At 65.0% G+C, this 18,735-nt stretch carries 17 protein-coding genes and 2 pseudogenes; 1 reads left to right on the top strand and 18 read right to left on the bottom strand.

Going from position 1 to position 18,735, the window contains the following annotated elements; translation table 11 throughout:
* A pseudogene (locus BKH32_RS14110) lies at positions 1–355 on the bottom strand (sensor histidine kinase); the annotation flags it as partial.
* Positions 356–484: 129 nt separating this feature from the next.
* Here BKH32_RS14110 and BKH32_RS11215 point away from each other — a divergent pair.
* The gene (locus BKH32_RS11215; RefSeq protein WP_075250119.1) at positions 485–1,156 is read left to right on the top strand and encodes a response regulator transcription factor; all 672 of its coding nucleotides are present in this window, start codon (positions 485–487) and stop codon (positions 1,154–1,156) included.
* 34 nt (positions 1,157–1,190) lie between these two features.
* Here the strand turns inward: BKH32_RS11215 and BKH32_RS11210 are convergent, their stop codons facing one another.
* The 17 genes and pseudogenes from BKH32_RS11210 to BKH32_RS11130 form a co-directional block, all read right to left on the bottom strand.
* The gene (locus tag BKH32_RS11210; protein ID WP_256691721.1) at positions 1,191–2,501 is read right to left on the bottom strand and encodes a S8 family peptidase; all 1,311 of its coding nucleotides are present in this window, start codon (positions 2,499–2,501) and stop codon (positions 1,191–1,193) included.
* Positions 2,498–2,878 carry a hypothetical protein gene (locus tag BKH32_RS11205; RefSeq protein ID WP_075250117.1) on the bottom strand — a complete coding sequence of 127 codons (381 nt, stop codon included), beginning with the start codon at positions 2,876–2,878 and terminating at the stop codon, positions 2,498–2,500. Before BKH32_RS11205 ends, BKH32_RS11210 begins: the two co-directional genes overlap by 4 nt.
* 26 nt (positions 2,879–2,904) lie before the next feature.
* Positions 2,905–4,908: an alpha/beta hydrolase family protein gene (locus BKH32_RS11200; protein ID WP_075250116.1), complete on the bottom strand. Its 2,004-nt coding sequence runs from the start codon at positions 4,906–4,908 to the stop codon at positions 2,905–2,907.
* Complete coding sequence (locus BKH32_RS11195; protein WP_075250115.1) at positions 4,905–6,659, bottom strand: ABC transporter ATP-binding protein; 1,755 nt, start codon at positions 6,657–6,659, stop codon at positions 4,905–4,907. The genes BKH32_RS11200 and BKH32_RS11195 overlap by 4 nt, the downstream gene beginning before the upstream one ends.
* The gene (locus BKH32_RS11190) at positions 6,626–7,417 is read right to left on the bottom strand and encodes a hypothetical protein (protein WP_075250114.1); all 792 of its coding nucleotides are present in this window, start codon (positions 7,415–7,417) and stop codon (positions 6,626–6,628) included. Before BKH32_RS11190 ends, BKH32_RS11195 begins: the two co-directional genes overlap by 34 nt.
* Positions 7,414–7,659, bottom strand: coding sequence for an actinodefensin-associated protein B (gene adfB, locus BKH32_RS11185; RefSeq protein WP_178384642.1), 246 nt, complete (start codon positions 7,657–7,659; stop codon positions 7,414–7,416). Before adfB ends, BKH32_RS11190 begins: the two co-directional genes overlap by 4 nt.
* A complete protein-coding gene (gene adfA, locus BKH32_RS11180) occupies positions 7,626–8,774 on the bottom strand; it encodes an actinodefensin-associated protein A (protein ID WP_075250113.1) in 1,149 nt (382 codons plus the stop codon). The genes adfB and adfA overlap by 34 nt, the downstream gene beginning before the upstream one ends.
* 91 nt (positions 8,775–8,865) lie before the next feature.
* Positions 8,866–9,078 carry an actinodefensin gene (locus tag BKH32_RS11175; RefSeq protein WP_075250112.1) on the bottom strand — a complete coding sequence of 71 codons (213 nt, stop codon included), beginning with the start codon at positions 9,076–9,078 and terminating at the stop codon, positions 8,866–8,868.
* 198 nt (positions 9,079–9,276) lie between these two features.
* Positions 9,277–9,480, bottom strand: a complete 204-nt coding sequence (locus BKH32_RS11170; protein WP_075250111.1) for an actinodefensin — start codon at positions 9,478–9,480, stop codon at positions 9,277–9,279.
* A 289-nt stretch (positions 9,481–9,769) separates the two neighbouring features.
* Positions 9,770–9,973 carry an actinodefensin gene (locus BKH32_RS11165; RefSeq protein WP_075250110.1) on the bottom strand — a complete coding sequence of 68 codons (204 nt, stop codon included), beginning with the start codon at positions 9,971–9,973 and terminating at the stop codon, positions 9,770–9,772.
* 557 nt (positions 9,974–10,530) lie between these two features.
* The gene (locus BKH32_RS11160) at positions 10,531–10,737 is read right to left on the bottom strand and encodes an actinodefensin (RefSeq protein WP_075250109.1); all 207 of its coding nucleotides are present in this window, start codon (positions 10,735–10,737) and stop codon (positions 10,531–10,533) included.
* 349 nt (positions 10,738–11,086) lie between these two features.
* Positions 11,087–11,311 (bottom strand): actinodefensin, encoded by a 225-nt coding sequence (locus tag BKH32_RS11155; RefSeq protein WP_178384640.1) that lies wholly within the window; start codon positions 11,309–11,311, stop codon positions 11,087–11,089.
* Positions 11,312–11,381: 70 nt separating this feature from the next.
* Positions 11,382–13,856: an FtsX-like permease family protein gene (locus BKH32_RS11150; RefSeq protein WP_075250107.1), complete on the bottom strand. Its 2,475-nt coding sequence runs from the start codon at positions 13,854–13,856 to the stop codon at positions 11,382–11,384.
* Positions 13,856–14,908, bottom strand: coding sequence for an ABC transporter ATP-binding protein (locus BKH32_RS11145; protein ID WP_075250106.1), 1,053 nt, complete (start codon positions 14,906–14,908; stop codon positions 13,856–13,858). Before BKH32_RS11145 ends, BKH32_RS11150 begins: the two co-directional genes overlap by 1 nt.
* Positions 14,909–15,161: 253 nt before the next feature.
* Positions 15,162–15,555: pseudogene (locus BKH32_RS14785) on the bottom strand (IS1634 family transposase); the annotation flags it as partial.
* 17 nt (positions 15,556–15,572) lie between these two features.
* Positions 15,573–18,053 carry an FtsX-like permease family protein gene (locus BKH32_RS11135; protein WP_075250104.1) on the bottom strand — a complete coding sequence of 827 codons (2,481 nt, stop codon included), beginning with the start codon at positions 18,051–18,053 and terminating at the stop codon, positions 15,573–15,575.
* Positions 18,053–18,735 (bottom strand): ABC transporter ATP-binding protein (locus tag BKH32_RS11130; protein ID WP_143222812.1); only part of this gene is annotated, 683 nt, incomplete at its 5' end. The genes BKH32_RS11135 and BKH32_RS11130, both read right to left, overlap by 1 nt.

Raw genomic sequence — 18,735 nt, 5'->3', positions numbered from 1 at the left:
CACCGACCACCACACAAGGAGCGCCGAAAGTCGCTGTTTGGATCAGCCCTTGATACCACGTTGGTGTTGCTGAGAGGTGTGCCAGCGTTGTTGTGAAGGCGAGGATGTAGATCATGTCGCGTCTGAGGCCTCGGCCCAGGAGCATGATGCAAAGTCCCCACGGCAGTACCACGGCAATGCCGCCTAGATCGTATGGGGAGTTGGCGGCGAACCAGGCGACAGCCAGGCTTGCGGCTGCTCCTGCGGCGGGAAGCCGGGATGCCAGGGGCAGGCAGGCCAGGCTCATGGCGGTGACCAGAAATGCGGAAGGAGTAAGAGGGACACCTATGGTCACCGATGAGGTGCTGAGGAGCAAGATGGCAACTCCTGCGTGGAGCAGGTGGGTGCGTCGCGTGGGGTGCCATGTGAAGGATGTCTGAGTGTCGAAGGCAAGAAGAGACATACGAACCGCTCTCGGATCGGGAAAACTCAGTATCATTCTTCCATGCGGACAGATGCTCTCTCGGATAGTTTAAGTGGCAACAATAGCTCGGAGAAGATCCGGGTCATCGTCGTTGATGACGATCCCTTTGTCCTGCAGGCCCTGAGGGCCTACCTGAACGAAGCGCAGGAGATCGAGGTTCTCAGCACCTTCGGGTCTGCAACGGACGCCTTCGGCTTCCTGCAGAACTACCGGGTCGACGTGCTCATCACCGATGTGCGGATGCCGGGAATGGATGGTCTCCAGCTCCTCACCAAGGTCAAGCAGGGGATGCCCGGGGTCGCCGTCATCGTCCTCACCTCCTTCGATGACGACGAGGCCATGCGGACCGCGCTGGACCGGAAGGCCAACGGCTTCCTGCTCAAGGACTCCTCGGCGGAGGAGGTGATCCGGGCCGTCATCGCCGCCCACAACGGCGGAACGACGATCTCCCCGGCCACCACCTCCCGCCTCGTCTCCCAGTACCTGCGCCCCGTTCCAAGCTCGCGCCCCGGTGTCACCGAGGCCGAGCAGGCTGTGCTGGATCTCCTCTGCGAGGGGTACTCCAACGCTGAGATCGCTGACCAGCTCTTCATCTCGGAGGCCACGGTCAAGAGCCACGTCTCCCACCTCATGAAGAAGTACGGCGTGTCCTCACGCCTCAAGCTGGTCGTCGCCACTCATCAGGAGAGGTGAAGGCTCTCCTGATGAGTGGCTCCGGCCGGTTGTGTCACCTGGGAAGCCGGAGCGCTCCAGCGCCGTACCAGGTGTTGCCGCCGCCTGTGAGGGGCTCGCATGACAGAGCCTGCTTCTCGCTCGGGCATGAGATCGGGGTCGCCGACGTCGTCAGCTGTTTCTTGACATCACCCGCCGGTACTCCGCGAGACCTGAGTTCCGCCGCCGCGGCCGCGACCTGGGGTGCCGCGAACGAGGTTCCGCTCTGGTACCAGTAGTACCTGCAGGAACCCCCTCCTGAGGGGCAGTCGCTCAGGACCTCGTCGGTTCGGGGAGAGCCGTCGTCGTTGAGCACACCCAGCTGACGGAGCCTGTCCGCCGATGCCGTGGTGAGGATCCCCGACTCCGGCCCCTGGACCACGGCACCGCCCGGCCCTGCCAGAGGCGGCTCGCCCCCGAAGGCGACGATGTCGAGCGCGGCGCCAACATTGGAGTAGCCGGTCCGGTTCCCCGCCTTGGTGATGGCCCCAACGGTGATGACGTCGTCGGACTGGGCGGGCATGGTGACGCACTGATCGGTGACGGGACGTTCTCCCTGACCGGACCAGCCCGAGCTGTACGGGTCCGATGTGCCGTGGTCGAGATCGTAGGCCTCGTTGCCGGCGGCGGCCACGAGGACCACCCCGTGATCGGCGGCGTACTTCAGCGCCGAAGTCACCTTCTCCAGGTCCGTCTTCTGCTGTGCCCGCTGCTCGGCCGTGTCGGCGGGCGCGTTGTCGCAGTAGCGGAACCAGGGGTCGACGGTGAAGCTCATGACGAGGACGCTGAGATGCGCGTCCGCCCCGTACCGGATCGCCTGGCTGACGGCGTCGGCGGAGAAGGTGCCCGTCCGGTCCCCGGCCTTGAGACTGACGATCCTGGCCCCCGGAGCGGCCCCGACAGTGCCGTGCCCGTCCGCGGCGGCCGCGATGATCCCTGCGACGGAGGTTCCGTGACCGAAGCCGTCACGGGCGGGATCGTCACAGGCGGTGTCTCCGTTGCAGGAGCCCCCGGACAGGAAGGACTTGCTGCTGGCGGAGTCGTATGCGGCGGCCAGATCGGGGTGAGAGGTGTCGACGCCGGTATCGATGATGCCCACGGAGGCGCCTTTGCCGGTGGAGGGTGAGCCCGGGCGGTCCTGCCAGCTGAGGTACCACTGCTTGGACTGGAGGGAATCGCCCGGAAGCAGTGAGCCGTGAGAGGACGAGTCGGTTGAGGCGGCGCCGGCCGCCGTGCTCCCCGCGCCCAGGAGCAGTAACAGCGTAGCGCAGGCGGCCAGGGCCCTCCTGCGGCGACGGGGGGTGCATGCGGGCGCCTTGATGCTCACCACCTGGCCACCTCCTCGTAGAGCTCGCGAACGGGGGCGAGGGTCAGGATCACCGAGCCGTTGTGCTCGATCCAGGACAGGAAGCCCGCCTCATCGTTGTACGGAGCGCGCTCCCTGCCCACGACGAGGTCGACCGCGTGTCCACGACGGCGCGCGGCGGTCACCAGGGCCGCGTCCTTCTCGATGTCTCCGGACAGGGCGTCGCCGTGCTTCTCCAGGAGGCCGCGCAGTGCGAGGAGGTCGGCCTCGACCGAGTCGCGGTCCTCCGTGGAGGGCTGATCGGTGCGGGGAATCCACCCCGTCATTCCGGGCTGGTTCCGGGAGGTCAGGACGGTCTGGACGGAGTCCTTGATGTCGGAGCGTTTGATGCGGCTCATGATGGTGTTCCTTAGGTCGTGGCTGGTTACTGGTGATGGGACTGCTGAGGGGACTGGATGCGCTCACTCATCCAGGTCTCCTCCAGGCGACGGCGATCCACGATCGACTGCCGGGAGCTGAAGACGTGGCCCTCGCCGGGAAAGACGGACAGGGTGACGTCGGCGTCGGCGACCAGGAGGTTCTCGTACAGGTAGAGCGACTGCTCGGGAGTCGTCGCCGAGTTCTCGTCGGAGTCCCCGCAGGTCAGCAGGAAGGGGATATCCCGGTGTGCGCGAGTGCTGGGAAGGATGGTCATCATGCTGTACAGGCTGGGATCGGAGGCGGCGGTGCGCCGGTCGTGCTCGAATCCCGACGGCGTCGCGTACCGGTCATATGCGCCGCTGCGCAGGAGCACCCCCCTGGGGGAGGACGTGCCGCGCAGCACTGAGACTGCCGCGAGCGCCGCGCCGAAGCTGTGGCCACCCAGGAAAGGTGGGATCGGGGACTTCGGCAGTTCGGCGGCGATCACTCCCAGGGCGGCCTCCCAGGCCAAGTGCAGCTCGGCCAGGATGTCGTCTGCGCGGACCTCGGCCAGTGCCTGGTAGTCGATGCCCACCCGCACTACGGGGCGCGAGCCCGCGTGGCACCACCGGACGCTGTCCGGCTGCAGCGAGCCCAGGTCGATGGGAGCGGGCTCGGAGGCCTCGATCGGCAGTGCCCAGGAGCTGTCGAACCAGACCAGCGGAACTGACCCGCGTGTCGACTCGGTCAGGGTGATGTCGACCGTACGCTCGGGAAGGACTCGGGTGATCACGGTTCCGGAGACGTTGCCGGTTGGATCGTCCGATGAGGGGCACCACAGAATCGGGGATGAGGAGGCCTGAGGGGCGTCGGTTGCCTCGGCTGCTCCGCCGATTCCCACCAGCCGGTGGGAGCCGTCGGCGGTGATGACTTGGACGTTGTCGTCGGCCCCGCCGGGAAGGATGCGGTCGATCGAGCTGTCACTGGTCCAGGAGCCCCCTGCCCACCGCAGGACGTGGGGTGTACCGAGCTCGACCCATACCCCAGTTAGTCCGGGGACCCCCGTGTAGTGGCTGACGCCGTCGGCGACGGTGGCGATCACCGAACCGTCCTCGGCGGAGTAGGAGATCGTCTCATCGACCAGGCGCTCGGTGAAGACCACCGTGCTGCGCCCGCCCAGGGAGCGGTGGGCCACCGATCCGCGGGGCAGGTCACCGATGAGGGATACCGACGACGGCGATTTGCCTTCCCGGTCTTCCCTGCTCTTTCCGTCGTGGAGGTCGACGAGGTAGTGGGGGACATGGTCCTCCCGCATGAAGGCGGCCAGTTCCTCGGGCGTGCTGGCCACTCCGATGAGGAAGGGGGAGCCGGCCTCGAGGAGGACCACCGAGCCCTGAGGCACCCCGGGAAGCGGTGCGTCGTCGAGCATGACGGTGCACAGGGAGGAGGTGAAGAACTCCTCCACCAGGGCGTCCGGCCACGGCTCGGCGTCGCCGCTGTGACGAGTGACGACCTCGGAGGGCTGGTACTTCTGACGCAGCCACACGACGTGGTCTCCGAAGCGCCACAGGCGGGTCGAGCCGGCCGGGTTGGGGCGAAGGCCCAGAAGGGAGCGTGTGCTGGTTCCCCATCGGGATGCGGTGGTCCCGACCTCGTCGCAGGCGCTGACCTCGACGCGCCCGTCGTCCTGCCAGGTGGACAGGACCCAGCCCCGCGGGCCGAAGGGCAGTGGCAGTCCGTCACCGCGCTCGGAGAAGAGGAACGGGTGGCCGGCGCTGACGGTTCCCAGGTAGCCGTGAGGCACTGGGGAGGTGACGACGTCGCCGGACTGCCGGTCGTAGGTGACCCCTCGGTAACGGAGCAGGTTCATGCGAGTCCTGGGAGAGGTGCGGAAGACCGGGGCCTCCAGCACTGCTCGGGTGCCGGTGCGGTGGTCCACCAGCGTGTGGATGCTGAGCCGGTTGAGTCCTTCTCGCTGGTGCTCGATGGGAAGGTGCTCGATGGGAAGGGGCGTGACCGTCGTGCTCATGCGGGCACTCCTTTCTCTACTCGGGCGAGGGTTGGGGTGGGCACCTCGCGGAGTCTGCCGAACTCCATGCGGTAGGCCCGGTCGGTTGCGGCGAAAAGGCGGGCGTCGTGGGTGGTGACGACGATGCAGTGATCGCGTTTGAGGTTGAGCAGCGTGGCGATGAGACGATCGGTGGACTCGTCGTCCAGGGCCGCTGTGGGCTCATCGAGCAGGAGCACTCGCGGGTTGAGGGCGAGGGTTCGTGCGATCGCCAGACGCGCGCGCTCTCCGCCGCTGATGCGTGCCCCGCGTTCCCCGAGCATCGTGCTCGTTCCGGAACGGTCCCCCAGACGGGACAGATCGAGGCCGACCCTGCTGCACAGCTCGTGGATCCTGGCCTCGCTGATGCCGGGGCAGACCGCCTCGAAGTTCTCCTTGAGAGTGCCGCTGCGGAAGAACGGCTCCTGGGGGCAGTACTGAACGATGCTGTTCCAGGCCTCGGTGCCAGTGACGACGGGGGAGAAACCGGCGACAGTGATGCTGCCCTGCGAAGGGTGGTTGGCTCCGGCGATCAGGCTGAGGAGGGTCGACTTCCCACTTCCGGACGGGCCGACGATGGCGACGATCTCTCCGCAGCGGGCGGTGAGGCTGACCGAGTCGAGAAGCACGGTGCTGCTCGTCCCGACGGCAACCGAGTAGTCGGTTTCTCGGACTAGGAGTGCTCCGCCGTTGGGGACGTCTACCGGTGCCGGGGGAGCCTCGTACCACTCCTCCTTCGACTCGAGGAAGTCGCTCACGCGAGACAGCGCGGACCATGACGTCGCCAGGCCCGTGCGAACCCCGGATGCCGCCTGGAGCGGGGCGTAGAGCTGGGGGGTGAGGGCGGCCAGGGCGGCCAGGGCGCCGGGAGTCATGTCCCCCTGGACCACGGAGTATCCGCCGATGATGAGCACGGCCACGGTTCCCAGGGCACCGACGAGGTCCAGTGACGAGGAGAAGGCGCTGTCGAGGGTGATCATGCGGGTGTAGGAGGCGCGCACGCCGGCAGCACTCGCCTCAGCACGTCGCCGGTCCGTGGGGATGTCCGCCGCCGTGCGGGAGAAGAGGTGGCCGGTGACGCCGACGCGCTCCACCACGGTGCCGCTGAAGACGGACATGGCGTCGAGCATGCGGTCGGTGGTGGCACTGAGCGTCCGGGAGACCCGCTCAGTGGGCAGGGCCAGAATCAGTGCCAGTGCGAGGACCACCAGGGTGATCGTGAAGGACCGGGTCCACATGATGCTCAGCAGGATCCCCAGTCGGGCGATGAGGCCGAGGGCCTGCGGCAGAATAGTGGACACGAAGGTCTGGGCCTGGGCAGTGTCGTTCGTGATCCGTGAGAGCAGGGAACCTCCCGGCGCCGCGCTGACGGTGGATGAGGACAGCCGGGTCAGCTTGTTGAGCATGAGGACCCGCAGGCGCTCCTGGAAGCGCTGTCCGGTGAGCGCCGTCATGCGCTGCGAGGCCACGCTGACCGCTGTGCTGACGACGGCTGCGCCGGCGGCCAGAAGGCCCGGGAGGAGAACGTCTGCCGTCGAGGGGTTCTGGGCCAAGCCGTCGATGATGCGCTGGAGCATCAGCGGGGAGACTGTGCTCAGGCCCGCCTGAGTGGCGACGAGGATTGCCGCGATGATGATAGAGGGGGCGGAGGCTCGCAGCACCCGGCCGCATGACGAGGCCAGGACGCGCCGCGCGGAGGTCAGGCCTGAAGGGCGAGTTGCCGAGTGCGCCATGACTGAAGCACCTCCCTGCACTCACCTAGGCCCGACTGGACGTGGGCGTCGGACGGATCGGCAGAGTTCATCGAGACGACGGCGGGGTAGGCAGAGACATCGACTCCGGCCTCACGAAGCGAGGCGATCTGCTCGGAGTCGCGGTCCACCCACAGAATGGTTCCGTCGAGCTCAGAGTCATCGACGTCGTGGTTCTCCATCACCTTGAGTGCAGAGCACGCGGTGCACGTTGGAGACAGAACGATGAAGAGCTGATCGTGATTCGTGTCGTCGACCTCGATACGGGTCAGCCGGTTCCACAGCTGCATCGCAACGGTCATGACGACGGCCGAGGCCAGTGCCACCACGAGGCGAAGGGGACGGGGGCTCACGATCTCCTCGCTGCCGACCGTACTGGCCAGCAGGGCTGCGGCAGTCAGGGCGCAACCCCAGATGTGGACAGGGCCGACCTTCATGCCCTCGATGCCGAAGCAGCCGCACTCCTGGCCCTTAAGCGTTGTGGCTCCGACCACGAACCCGGCGTAGATGACGGCGAGAAGGAGGGAGACGATCCGATAGCCTGGAACGGCCAGCGCGATAGCGGACATGATGATCTCGGCGGCGATGACGAAGTTGCTCGAGAGGTGGAAGCGAAGGAAGTTTGCGCCTTCCGGCCAGGCGAGGTGGGTGCGGGCTGCTGCCCAGATCTTCGCTCCCGCGGTTCCCAGGAGGACCCCGGTTGCTCCTCCGATGAGTAGTGTGACGAATAGGCTGTTCATAATGACCTCTCCTGAGCGTTGGAAGTGGAATCTGAATTGATGATGATTTCGGACTCAATAGCGGACTCGATGATGGGTGAAAGCGGGATCGAATCGGTGGAATGGAGGGCCTTGTCAAGGAGGGCTCCGTTCTCCTCATCCAGCTCGTGTATGGAGAGGCGATGGAGGTCTGCGAGTGTCCAGCCCCCGTTCTCCAGGTGCGTCAAAGTCATTCCGTCAGCGAGCCTCCAGCGCTCAGCCATGAGGTCACCCACCTTTCTGTCTCTACGGTCTTCTTGACATCCAGTGCGTACTTCTGGCGAAGGAAGGGGTCTTGTCCGATCAAGGTCATTCCGTCGACGTCAATGCAGCCTTGGGCGGCGAGGGAGCCGTCGGCCAGCTCCTCCTGCCAGGAGGGCCACATCTCGGCGGCCTCCTTGACAGCGCGCAGTCGGGCTGCGGCGTGGTCGTTGACGGGCTCCTTACCGAATCTGCGGAACAGCGCGGCGTCATAGGTGCGAATGCCGTTCCGGACCTCCATGGAGCGCTGCTCAACAGGAACCTGGGCGAAGGCGCCGATAACGTCTGGGTCATGGGCTGGGCGGTACAGCGAGTTCGATGACGGCGATGAGTCGCTGGAGACTGTCCACAGGAGCTGGGCCACCCGCGGTGGGAGTCCCTTGAGGGCCTCCTCCCACGAGGACAGTGACACGATTCGTGCTACGTCGATCGTCTGTATGGCGTCAATGCTGAGCCATTGTGGGTCAGGCTCCACAATGACCGGCTCCGAGTCCTCCGAGGCGTGCTCGTGCTCATGCTCGTGTGAGTCCGACTTATCCTTCTTGGACAGTAGCCGCTGGAAGAAGCCCCCGCCTTGCGAGTCTTTCTTCGCCTCACTCGGAATAGAGCCGACGAGGTCCCGAATGCCCCGTGCGTCGATGTCGCTCGCCTCGGTCTCAGACGGTGCGGAGGCCCCGTCCGGAGCGGGCGCCGTGAGAGCATTGAGATAGCGCAGGATGATCTCGTCAACGGGCATTGATGCCGAGGAGAAGCGGGTGGCAGAGGTGTTCCGACTCAGGGCCTGGGCTAGTACCTCTTCGGCGGCCTCGAGACTGATGACATCGGTGCTGTACTGCTCGGGCTGCAGGGGCTGAATCGAGTCGTTGTCGAGTTGCGTTCCGGGAGCCTTGTGAAGGACCTTGGTGAAGAGCGACTGCCCGAAGGGCGGCCGGATGTCCGCGATGCGGGCGAGGATGAACCGGAGGGAGGCAGACGTGTGTTTGCTGGCGAGCGTGGCCTCATCAACCTGCTCCCAGGTTCCTGCGTGGTTGACGAGCAGTTGGTTGCTGTCGGTCCAAGGGGTATCATGGTGACTCATTGGTGTGAACCTTGATCTGGGTGACTGGGTTGAGGGCGGGGCCTGCCTGCGTCGCTGCTACGGCGCAGGCAGGCCCCGTGTTGTATGCGGCTTAGCGGTAGTAGGAGCAGTGGCAGCGGAGCGCAAAGATGGAGTCGCACCTTCCTCTATCGAAGCCGTTGTTCTGGCAGTGCGCGTTGCACCGGGACTCGTCGGGGCAGCCGAAGCCCTCAGCGCCCTCGATGGGGGCGTGGGTCTCGGAGCTGATGGCCTGCTTGAAGTCACTGTCGCTCAGAGAAGCAGTTCGGCGGGTGAACTTGTCCATTGGTGTGTTCCCTTCTGGTGGTCCTCCCCTGGGCGGTTCCCATGGGAGATTCAAGGGTGAGCGGGTGAATGGTCCGCTCACCTTCCCCGGACTGGGGAAGCTGGTGATGCGATGCCAACGGCACCGAGCCGCCAGAGTCACTCGCACGAAAGATGAGTCAGATAACGTTGTCCGGTGTGTTGCGATCCGCTGATTGAACTAGTAGCAGTGGCAGGACGTCTTGAGTGCTCCTCCGCAGTAGCCTCCCCGGTATCCGGAGTACCTGCAGTGGCGGTCGCACGGAGACTCGTCGGTGGGGCAGTTGTATTCTGCGCCCTCGGTGGGGGCGTGCGTCTCTGAGTGAAGAGCCTGCGCAAATGTCACATCCGCTAGGGCGGTGGAGCGGCGAACGAATCGTGGCATGGGGTGGTCCTTTTTCGTCTCTCGTGCAAGTGGTGTGAAACGTTAGTGTGACTGGTGAAGTCTTCGCCTTGCTTTGGCTGATATGAGAAGACTACGGGGTGCCTGGTAATGTGAAAATACCCCGAAGGGTGGGATATATGGAGGGGTGTCCTCCCTAAGGTGGACCATCCCGTTCTCTGGTACAGGGGCAGGGGGGAGGTGTGGGCTGTCAGATGCTCAGCATCTGACAGCCCACGTTCCATGTTTTCCTGCGTTGCCTCCAGGATGTGGAGAGGGGGTGCCGTTTGGCTCAGTAGCAGAGGCAGCGGAGGTTGAACAAGGAGCCGCAATAGCCTCCCCTGTAGCCGATGCTTCGGCAACGGTTGTTGCAGCCGTACTCGGCGCCGGGGCAGCCGTACTCGGCGCCCTCGATGGGGGCCTGGGTCTCGGAGCTGATGGCTTGGTTGAAGCTGGCGTCGCTCAGAGGAGCGGCGCGGCGGGTGAACTTGTCCATTGGTGTGTTCCCTTCTGGTGGTCCTCCCCTGGGCGGTTCCCATGGGAGATTCAAGGGTGAGCGGGTGAATGGTCCGCTCACCTTCCCCGGACTGGGGAAGCTGGTGATGCGATGCCAACGGCACCGAGCCGCCAGAGTCACTCGCACGGAGACTCGTCGGTGGGGCAGTTGTATTCGGGGTTCTTGGTGGGGGTGTGTGTCTGAGCGAAGAGCCTGCGCAAATGTCGTATCCGCTAGGTCGGTGAAACGGCGAACGAATCGTGGCATGGGGTGCTCTTTTATCATCTTTCGTGCAAGTGTCGTAAGACATTGGTGCGACTCAGGATGTATTTCCTTGTGGCAGCTGATGTGGAAAGACTATGGGGTGCTTGCCGATGTGGAAATATGCTAAAGTGTGAGATAGGTGAAGGGGATCCTCCCTAAGGTTGACCATCCTGTTCTCTAGTGCGGGGACGGGGAGGAGGTGTGGGCTGTCAGATGCTCGGCATCTGACAGCCCACATTCAGTGTTCTTCCCGAGCTCCCTACGAGTTGTGGGGTGGCTGGGTAATATGCGGATCAGTAGCAGGTGCAGCGCCGGCGAGCGGTCCAGAAGTCGCAGTAGCCTCCCTGGTAGCCGACGCTCTGGCAATGTGCGTTGCACCGGTACTCGTTGGGGCAGCCGAAGCCCTCGGCGCCTTCGATGGGGGCCTGAGTCTCGGAGCTGATGGCGTGCTTGGAATCAGCGTCGCTCAGAGGTGCGGTGCGGCGGGTGAACTTGTCCATTGGTGTGTTCCTTTCTGGAGGTCTCCCTGGGGGTTCCCATGGGAGATTCAAGGGTGAGCGGGTGAATATGTCCGCTCACCTTCCCCGGACTGGGGAGTTCTGTGGCTCGGCGGCAGTTTGCTGACTGCAGGTACCTTCCGCCGAGGTGATGGTGTCAATCTATGGGGAGGGCAAGCGGAGAGAAATTCATCGAAGGTAGGAAATATCATTGCCTGTCATCCTTAAGGGGGTTCCACCAGTGAGGTCCCATCGTCGTGCGGGGCAGTAGTGTCTTCTGGTGGTGTGTCGATGAATGAGGAGCGGGGCCGCTTCCAGAGATCTCTGGAAGCGGCCCCGTGCGCGATGGGGGTCAGTAGCAGCGGCATGTGGCGGCCGCGAATCCTCCGCAGAATCCTCCGCGATATCCCGTGCTCAAGCAGTGGTTGTGGCACTGATGCTCGTTGAAGGGGCAGGCAAAGCAATCGCTGGTTTCGAGGGGATTGCGGGTCTCGGCGTTCATGGCGTCGCTGAATCTGCTGTCGCTCAGTGATTTGCAGCGCCGGGAGAACAATTCCATGTAGATCTCCTTCTTCATGCGAGTTCTGTGTGTGGGGTGAGGAAGCTGTTGTCGGACAGGGGGATGCTTTCGAATCTTCGGCATATGATCAGTCCTCTGCGAGTGCCATGACCGGCGGCACCGAGGCGGCTCTCCTGGCGGGCCTCAGTGAGGCTGTCATGCCGACGAGGAGGGTGATGATGCTGATGCTGATCAGAGTGAGGTAGGGAATGCTCACGCTCACTCCATATGATTCGTCGACTACCGAAAGCGCTCCTGCTGCGCCGAGGGTGGTTCCTATGGTGAGTCCAAGTGTCCCGCCGACGAATGCGAGCAGTGTTCCTTCGGTGACGATGAGGCTTCTGATCTCTGAGCGAGGGCTGCCAGTGGCGCGCAGGACCCCGATCTCTCGAATGCGTTCCAGGACCGAGACGTCCGTGGTGTTGGCCAGCCCGGACAGGGCGATGGCCAGGGCGGCGCCCAGAACCAAGTAAATTACAAGGGATAATTTATTGAACATGGTTGACATCTGCTCGCTCGCTGACGCGCTTCCGCTCACCATCATTTCTTGACCGCGGATGGCCGTGTTGAGGGCGTGCTCGGTATCGGATGTCATGGAATTGCCGGTGGAGCGAACCCACATGGTGGCGTTGGTGGGGGTGTCGCCGTTGAGGCGCTGGGCCACTGCCGGGCTGACCACGGCTCCCCACCCCTCCTGGACGCGAGCCTTCAGCTCAACACTGCCGGCAGCCCCGGTCAGGGTGACTGTGGAGCCATCTGGAATGTCATAGATGCCGCCCACAATGAGGGTCTTGTCGTCGAGGCCCTCCAGGCCGCTGGTGGACCGTGCGATGGGGGCGATGGCTTTGAGGTCGATGACGTCGACAGTAATGTCCTTCGATTCTCCGTTGACGTTCTGGGTCAGGTCGAGGGTGGGGACGTAGGTCGCGTCCTTGATTCCGTTGACTGCTTTGACCTGCTTCGTCAGCTGCGCGGTATCGGTTTGCGGTGTGATGCCTAAGATTCTGGCGTCCACGGGTGAGCTGTGATACAGGATGGCGTCGAAGGAGGCGTTCAGGGAGGACAGGCCGACGAAGAGCGCTGACCCCACCAGGACGCAGACGAAGAGCGTGGCTGCGGTCGCGGCGGACCGCCCGGAGTTACGGGCCAGGTTCCGGGTAGCCAGGCGCAGGACCGGGAATCGCGCGTCACCACTGACTCTTCCGATGAATCCGATGATGACGGTGACGAGCAGCGGAAGGCCGAGGACCGCGCCGAGGACGACGATGCCGCTCCCGCATGCTGTGATGAAGATATCGGATACCTGGATGCCGAGGGCGACCACGGCCGCACCGATGGCGGCGATGATGACTCCTGCGACGGCGACCCATATCCTTCTGCGTCCGGCCTGCTTGGTGCTTGCGACCTGTCCGGTGAGTGCCACGAGCGGTGAGATGCGGGTGGCCTTGCGGGCGGGGCGGAGCACGGCGATGAAGGTGACCAGTGCCCCCAGAGCGACGGTGAGCCCGAGGGACACCGGGGAGATGGTGAGCTGATCGGCCTTGAGGTCCGCGAAGGTTCCCGAGGACACCGCGATGGCGCCGAGACCGGTCCCGAGCGCCGCGCCCAGGACGGAGCCGACCAGGCCAGTAAGGAGTCCAGTGCGCAACACGGCGAGCATCACCTGACGGCGACTTGATCCTATGCACCGTATGAGGCCGATCGTGCGTGTCTGGCGCGCCACCAGCGTGCTGAAGGTGGTGGCGATGACGATAATGGAAACGACCGCGCAGACCGGGGCCAGGAGATTGAGGATAGTTGAGATGTTCTCCCCGCCTGCAGTCTCCGACTTAGTGCGCTGGGCGATGGCCTCGTCCCTGCTTTGAATGATAGCAGATGGCTGGGTGGTCAAGATGGTGTTGGAAACACCACTCATCAGGGCGCTGGTGTCGAATCCTGGTTTGGCGTTGACGTATAATCTGTAGTAGTTGGTATGCGCCCCCATGGCCTGGAGCTGTTCGGTGGTTCCGAAAATAATTCCAGGTCCGGAAATTTGATTATCCGCTCCCGCGGAAACGATGCCGACGATCGTGGAAGATGAGTGGATGGCGTCATCCTTGTCATCGTTCTTCATTTTGATGGTGTCGCCGACGTTCAGGCCTTGCTGCTCGGCGAGTACCGTGTCGATGGCGACTTCGCCGGTTGTCTTGGGGAGCCGACCGCTGCTCAGGGTGGTGAACTTGGTGAGTGTTGGCACGTCCTGAGCGACGACCTGGGACCTGCTTCGCAACTGCTTGGGCACATCGAGCCACAGTAGGTCCCAGTGGGCGCCGCGGACAGAGGCGACGCCGTCGAGAGCGGAGAGCTTCTTGATCAGGGAATCGTCCAGGGCGCCTTCCGTACTGTTGGCTCTACGACCGTTCTGGACAACGATGGCGGCGTCGCCTACGGATAGACGTGCGCTGGTCTGTAGCTGGGTGCGGAAGGAGTCGGAGATGATGAAGGCGAAGGCGATGAGGGCGGCGCTCATGGCCACGGCCACGAACGCCGCGGCTGTTCGTCGCAGGTCGAGGAGGGAGGGCATCAGCGGGCCTCCATTCCTGTGGCGTAGGGGCTGCCGAAGCCGAACATCTGGGTCGCGCTGGGAGCCGCGGCATGGCGGGCGGTGGGGTGGGGTGCTGGCGGTGCGGAAGCAACGTCCGGCCTGGATACTCGGTGGGGCTCCGGTGCGGCCGCCGGGGTGATGGCCCGACGCACCGGCACGGAGCCGGCCGGGGGTGTCGCGGCGTCGAATCCTGCGGCGGGGCCAGGGTGGGGTGCCGGCGCGGTCATCGGTGGTGCGGGAGGAGCCGGCTGAGTGGGGGTGACGGGTGCCTGCTGGGCTGGGCGGGCAGTTGGTGTGGTGTGGGTGCCGGGGGTGTGGTGGACGGTGTCGTCGTTGGTGATGCGTCCGTCGCGTAGGCGGATGATGCGGTTGGTGGTGGCTGCGGCTTGTTCGTCGTGGGTGACCATGACGACGGTCTGGCCCAGGGTTTGGCACATGTGGGCGAGGGTTTGTAGGAGGTTGGCGGCTGAGGCGGTGTCCAGGGCTCCGGTGGGTTCGTCGGCGAAGATGACTTTGGGGCGGCCCACGAGGGCGCGGGCTACGGCTACGCGTTGCTGCTGGCCGCCGGAGAGTTCGTTGGGGCGGTGGGTGAGGCGGTCGGTGAGGCCGAGGACTGAGATGACGGCGTCGTACCAGTCTCGGGATGGTTTGCGGTGTGCCAGGCGCTGGGGTAGGAGGATGTTCTCCTCGGCGGTCAGGGTGGGTAGGAGGTTGAAGGACTGGAAGATGAAGCCGAGCTGGTCGCGGCGTATGGTGGTGAGCTGTTTGTCCTTCATGCCTGACAGGTCCTGTCCGGCGATGAAGACGCTGCCGGAGGTGGGGGTGTCCAGGCCGGCTAGGCAGTGCAGGAGTGTGGACTTGCCTGAGCCGGAGGGGCCCATGATGGCTGCGAACTCTCCTTCGGTGATGGTGAGGCTGACCGTGTCCAGGGCGATGACCTGGGCGTTGCCCTCGCCGTAGACCTTACGCAGCGCACGGGCCTCAACCACCTTGTTGACGGTGGGACTGATGTGTGGAATCTGGTGCGGCATAGTGTTTCTCTTCCTTCCGGGCGGGGCCGCGGCCGGCGTGCCGCACAGTCCCCGTGATAGATGGGTGGATGCCTAGAGGCTAGGAATCGGGGAGAAGAACCGGAATGCGCCGAAGGGACGGACTGCGGTGGCGTCTCCGCCTTTAGGATGAGACTCCCGCCGCAGCCCATAATCAGGCTCGTTGGAAGGCGCCCGACGCCGGGTGAGCGGAGCGCCGCAGGCGAACCGGATGAAGCCATCGGCCTGTCACGACCTGGTCGATCAGTAGCCCGGCGACGATCTGGGGACGAGCCTCTGCTCCTTGGAGCAACCCACCCGCCTCAGATCATCCTCACGCTCGGCCTTGAAATACAAGGTGTTCATGTCGTGCGGGCACAGGGCCAGGCCCCTGCCGGTGGTGACGTGATCGAACAGGGCCCGTGAGAGGCCCTCGCGGTAGCCCTGCTCCATGCAGCGACCCTGAGAACGGAACAAGGTCCGCATGCCGACCGACTCCAGGCCCAGGTCACCCAGCAGGCGAGGGATCTGGGCCTGGAGGTGGGCTCGATCAGACGCGCCAGAACCATCTGCTCAAGGGCCCGATTGCTCGCGGCCGCTCTATTCAGCCCCGGACGGGCGTAGGAGTCGCGCAGGATCTCCCACAACAGGGGCCCCTTGTTGTCGATCAGTCCTCTGCGAGTGCCATGACCGGCGGCACCGAGGCTGCGCGCCCGGCCGGGCGCAGCGAGGCCAGCAGGCCGACGGCCAGGGTCGCGGCGAACATGCCGATCAGTGCGAGGTAGGGGATGTGCACAGACATACCCTTAGCGGCCCCTCCCGCCGCAACCGTGCCTGCTGTGCCGAGGAACATTCCGATGAGGAGACCGAGGCTCCCCCCCACGGCCGCCAGGAGGGTTCCCTCGGTGACGATGAGGCGCCGGATCTCCTGGCGGGAGCTGCCGGTGGCGCGTAGAACCCCGATCTCTCGAATGCGTTCCAGAACTGAGACGTCCGTGGTGTTGGCCAGCCCGGACAGGGCGATGACGAGGGCGGCCCCCAGAACCAGGCAGACGATGAGGGCCATCCTCGTGATGATGGATGACATCTGCTCACTGGCGGCGGCGCTACCGGCCACCATCAGAGCCTGACCTCGGACAGCCGCATTGAGGGCGTGCTCGGTATCGGATGTCATGGAATTGCCGGTGGACCGAACCCACATGGTGGTGTTGGTGGGGGTGTCGCCGTTGAGGCGCTGGGCCACTGCCGGGCTGATGGCGGCGCCCCAGCCCTCCTGGACGCGGGCCGTCAGCTCAACGCTGTCGGTAGCGCCGGTCAGGGTGACTGTGGCGCCATCTGGAATGTTATAGATGCCGCCCACAATGAGGGTCTTGTCGTCAAGGCCCTCCAGGCCGCTGGTGGACCGTGCGATGGGGGCGATGGCTTTGAGGTCGATGACGTCGACAGTAATGTCCTTCGATTCTCCGTTGACGTTCTGGGTCAGGTCGAGGGTGGGGACGTAGGTCGCGTCCTTGATTCCGTTGACTGCTTTGACCTGCTTCGTCAGCTGCGCGGTATCGGTTTGCGGTGTGACTCCGAAGATTCTGGCGTCCACTGGTGAGCTGTGGCCGAGGATGGCGTCGAAGGAGGCGTTCAAGGAGGACAGGCCGACGAAGAGTGCTGACCCCACTAGGACGCAGACGAAGAGCGTGGCTGCGGTCGCGGCGGACCGTCCGGAGTTGCGGGCCAGGTTCCGGGTAGCCAGGCGCAGGACCGGGAATCGCGCGTCACCACTGACTCTTCCGATGAATCCGATGATGACGGTGACGAGCAGCGGAAGGCCGAGGACCGCGCCGAGGACGACGATGCCGCTCCCGCATGCTGTGATGAAGATATCGGATACCTGGATGCCGAGGGCGACCACGGCCGCACCGATGGCGGCGATGATGACTCCTGCGACGGCGACCCATATCCTTCTGCGTCCGGCCTGCTTGGTGCTTGCGACCTGTCCGGTGAGTGCCACGAGCGGTGAGATGCGGGTGGCCTTGCGGGCGGGGCGGAGCACGGCGATGAAGGTGACTAGTGCCCCCAGAGCGACGGTGAGCCCGAGGGACACCGGGGAGATGGTGAGCTGATCGGCCTTGAGGTCCGCGAAGGTTCCCGAGGACACGGCGATGGCGCCGAGACCGGTCCCGAGCGCCGTGCCCAGGACGGAGCCGACCAGGCCAGTAAGGAGTCCAGTGCGCAACACGGCGAGCATCACCTGACGGCGACTTGATCCTATGCAGCGCATGAGGCCGACCATGCGGGTCTGGCGCGCCACCAGCGTGCTGAAGGTGGTGGCGATCACGATGATGGCGACCGCCGCGCAGACCGGGGCCAGGAGGTTGAGGATGGTTGAGATGATCGTCCCTCCTAATTCGGCTTTAGCTCGCTGAGAGACGGCCTCGTCCGCGCTCTGGATGACGGCGGAGGGCTGGGTAGAGTGAATGATTTCGGACACATTCCTCATCAATGAACTGGTGTCAGTTCCAGGTTTGGCGCTGACGTAGAGCCTGTAGTAATTGATTCTGGCTCCCATCGCTTGGAGCTGCTCTGCGGTGGCGTAGAGGGTGCCGGTGCCGGTCTCCTTGCTGTCGGCTCCGGCGGAGATGATGCCGACCACCGTGGGAGCCGAGTGGACGGCCTTAGCGTTGTCGTTGTCCTTGGTCCTCAAGCGGATGGTGTCGCCGACGCTGAGGCCTTGCTGCTCGGCGAGGTCGGAGTCGATGGCCACCTCACCGGTGGCGGTGGGGAGCCGGCCGCTGCTCAGGGTGGTGAACTTGGTGAGCGCCGGGACGTCCTGGACGGCGACCTGGGCTCCGACGGCGCTTAGCTGCTTGGGCAGGTCGAGCCACAGCATGTCCCAGTGGGCACCACGGACGGAGCTGACACCGTCAAGGGCGGAGACCCGGTTGAGGAGGGAGTCGTCCAGGGCGCCTTCCGTACTGTTGGCTCTACGACCGTCTTGGACGACGACAGCGGCGTCGCCTACGGACACCCGCGCGCTGGTTTGCGTCTGAGTGCGGAAGGAGTCGGAGATGATGAAGGCGAAGGCGATGAGGGCGGCGCTCATGGCCACGGCTACGAGGGCGGCCGCGGTGCGCCGTAGGTCGAGGAGGGAGGGCATTAGCGGGCCTCCATTCCTGTGGCGTAGGGGCTGCCGAAGCCGAACATCTGGGTTGCGCTGGGAGTCGCGACGTGGCGGGCGCTGTAGACGGCGGCGGGACGGGGCTCGGGAGCGGCGCTCGCTCTGGAGGTGCGGCGGGGCTCCGGTGCGGCCGCCGGGGTGATGGCCCGACGCACCGGCACGGAGCCGGCCGGGGGTGTCGCGGCGTCGAATCCTGCGGCGGGGCCGGCCGGGGTTGCCGGTGCCATCATAGGTGGCATAGGAGGAGCCGGCTGAGTGGGGGTGACGGGTGCCTGCTGGGTCGGGCGGGCAGTTGGTGTGGTGTGGGTGCCGGGGGTGTGGTGGACGGTGTCGTCGTTGGTGATGCGTCCGTCGCGTAGGCGGATGATGCGGTTGGTGGTGGCTGCGGCTTGTTCGTCGTGGGTGACCATGACGACGGTCTGGCCCAGGGTTTGGCACATGTGGGCGAGGGTTTGTAGGAGGTTGGCGGCTGAGGCGGTGTCCAGGGCTCCGGTGGGTTCGTCGGCGAAGATGACTTTGGGGCGGCCTATCAGGGCGCGGGCTACGGCTACGCGTTGCTGCTGTCCGCCGGAGAGCTCGTTGGGGCGGTGGGACAGGCGGTCGGTGAGGCCCAGGACTGAGATGACGGCGTCGTACCAGTCTCGGGATGGTTTGCGGTGTG

It is taken from the genome of Actinomyces oris, from assembly GCF_001929375.1.
Classification (GTDB): Bacteria; Actinomycetota; Actinomycetes; order Actinomycetales; family Actinomycetaceae; genus Actinomyces; species Actinomyces oris_B.
This window is presented reverse-complemented; position numbering and strand designations above follow the sequence as displayed.

Excerpts from the sequence above, each read along its gene's own strand:
- BKH32_RS11145 (WP_075250106.1), bottom strand. The coding sequence starts at position 14,908 with ATGCCGCACCAGATTCCACACATCAGTCCCACCGTCAACAAGGTGGTT.
- adfA (WP_075250113.1), bottom strand. The coding sequence starts at position 8,774 with ATGAGTCACCATGATACCCCTTGGACCGACAGCAACCAACTGCTCGTC.
- BKH32_RS11205 (WP_075250117.1), bottom strand. The coding sequence starts at position 2,878 with ATGAGCCGCATCAAACGCTCCGACATCAAGGACTCCGTCCAGACCGTC.
- BKH32_RS11175 (WP_075250112.1), bottom strand. The coding sequence starts at position 9,078 with ATGGACAAGTTCACCCGCCGAACTGCTTCTCTGAGCGACAGTGACTTC.
- BKH32_RS11190 (WP_075250114.1), bottom strand. The coding sequence starts at position 7,417 with ATGAACAGCCTATTCGTCACACTACTCATCGGAGGAGCAACCGGGGTC.
- BKH32_RS11135 (WP_075250104.1), bottom strand. The coding sequence starts at position 18,053 with ATGCCCTCCCTCCTCGACCTACGGCGCACCGCGGCCGCCCTCGTAGCC.
- BKH32_RS11215 (WP_075250119.1), top strand. The coding sequence starts at position 485 with ATGCGGACAGATGCTCTCTCGGATAGTTTAAGTGGCAACAATAGCTCG.
- BKH32_RS11195 (WP_075250115.1), bottom strand. The coding sequence starts at position 6,659 with ATGGCGCACTCGGCAACTCGCCCTTCAGGCCTGACCTCCGCGCGGCGC.
- BKH32_RS11160 (WP_075250109.1), bottom strand. The coding sequence starts at position 10,737 with ATGGACAAGTTCACCCGCCGCACCGCACCTCTGAGCGACGCTGATTCC.
- BKH32_RS11200 (WP_075250116.1), bottom strand. The coding sequence starts at position 4,908 with ATGAGCACGACGGTCACGCCCCTTCCCATCGAGCACCTTCCCATCGAG.
- BKH32_RS11155 (WP_178384640.1), bottom strand. The coding sequence starts at position 11,311 with ATGAAGAAGGAGATCTACATGGAATTGTTCTCCCGGCGCTGCAAATCA.
- BKH32_RS11170 (WP_075250111.1), bottom strand. The coding sequence starts at position 9,480 with ATGCCACGATTCGTTCGCCGCTCCACCGCCCTAGCGGATGTGACATTT.
- BKH32_RS11150 (WP_075250107.1), bottom strand. The coding sequence starts at position 13,856 with ATGCCCTCCCTCCTCGACCTGCGACGAACAGCCGCGGCGTTCGTGGCC.
- BKH32_RS11165 (WP_075250110.1), bottom strand. The coding sequence starts at position 9,973 with ATGGACAAGTTCACCCGCCGCGCCGCTCCTCTGAGCGACGCCAGCTTC.
- adfB (WP_178384642.1), bottom strand. The coding sequence starts at position 7,659 with ATGGCTGAGCGCTGGAGGCTCGCTGACGGAATGACTTTGACGCACCTG.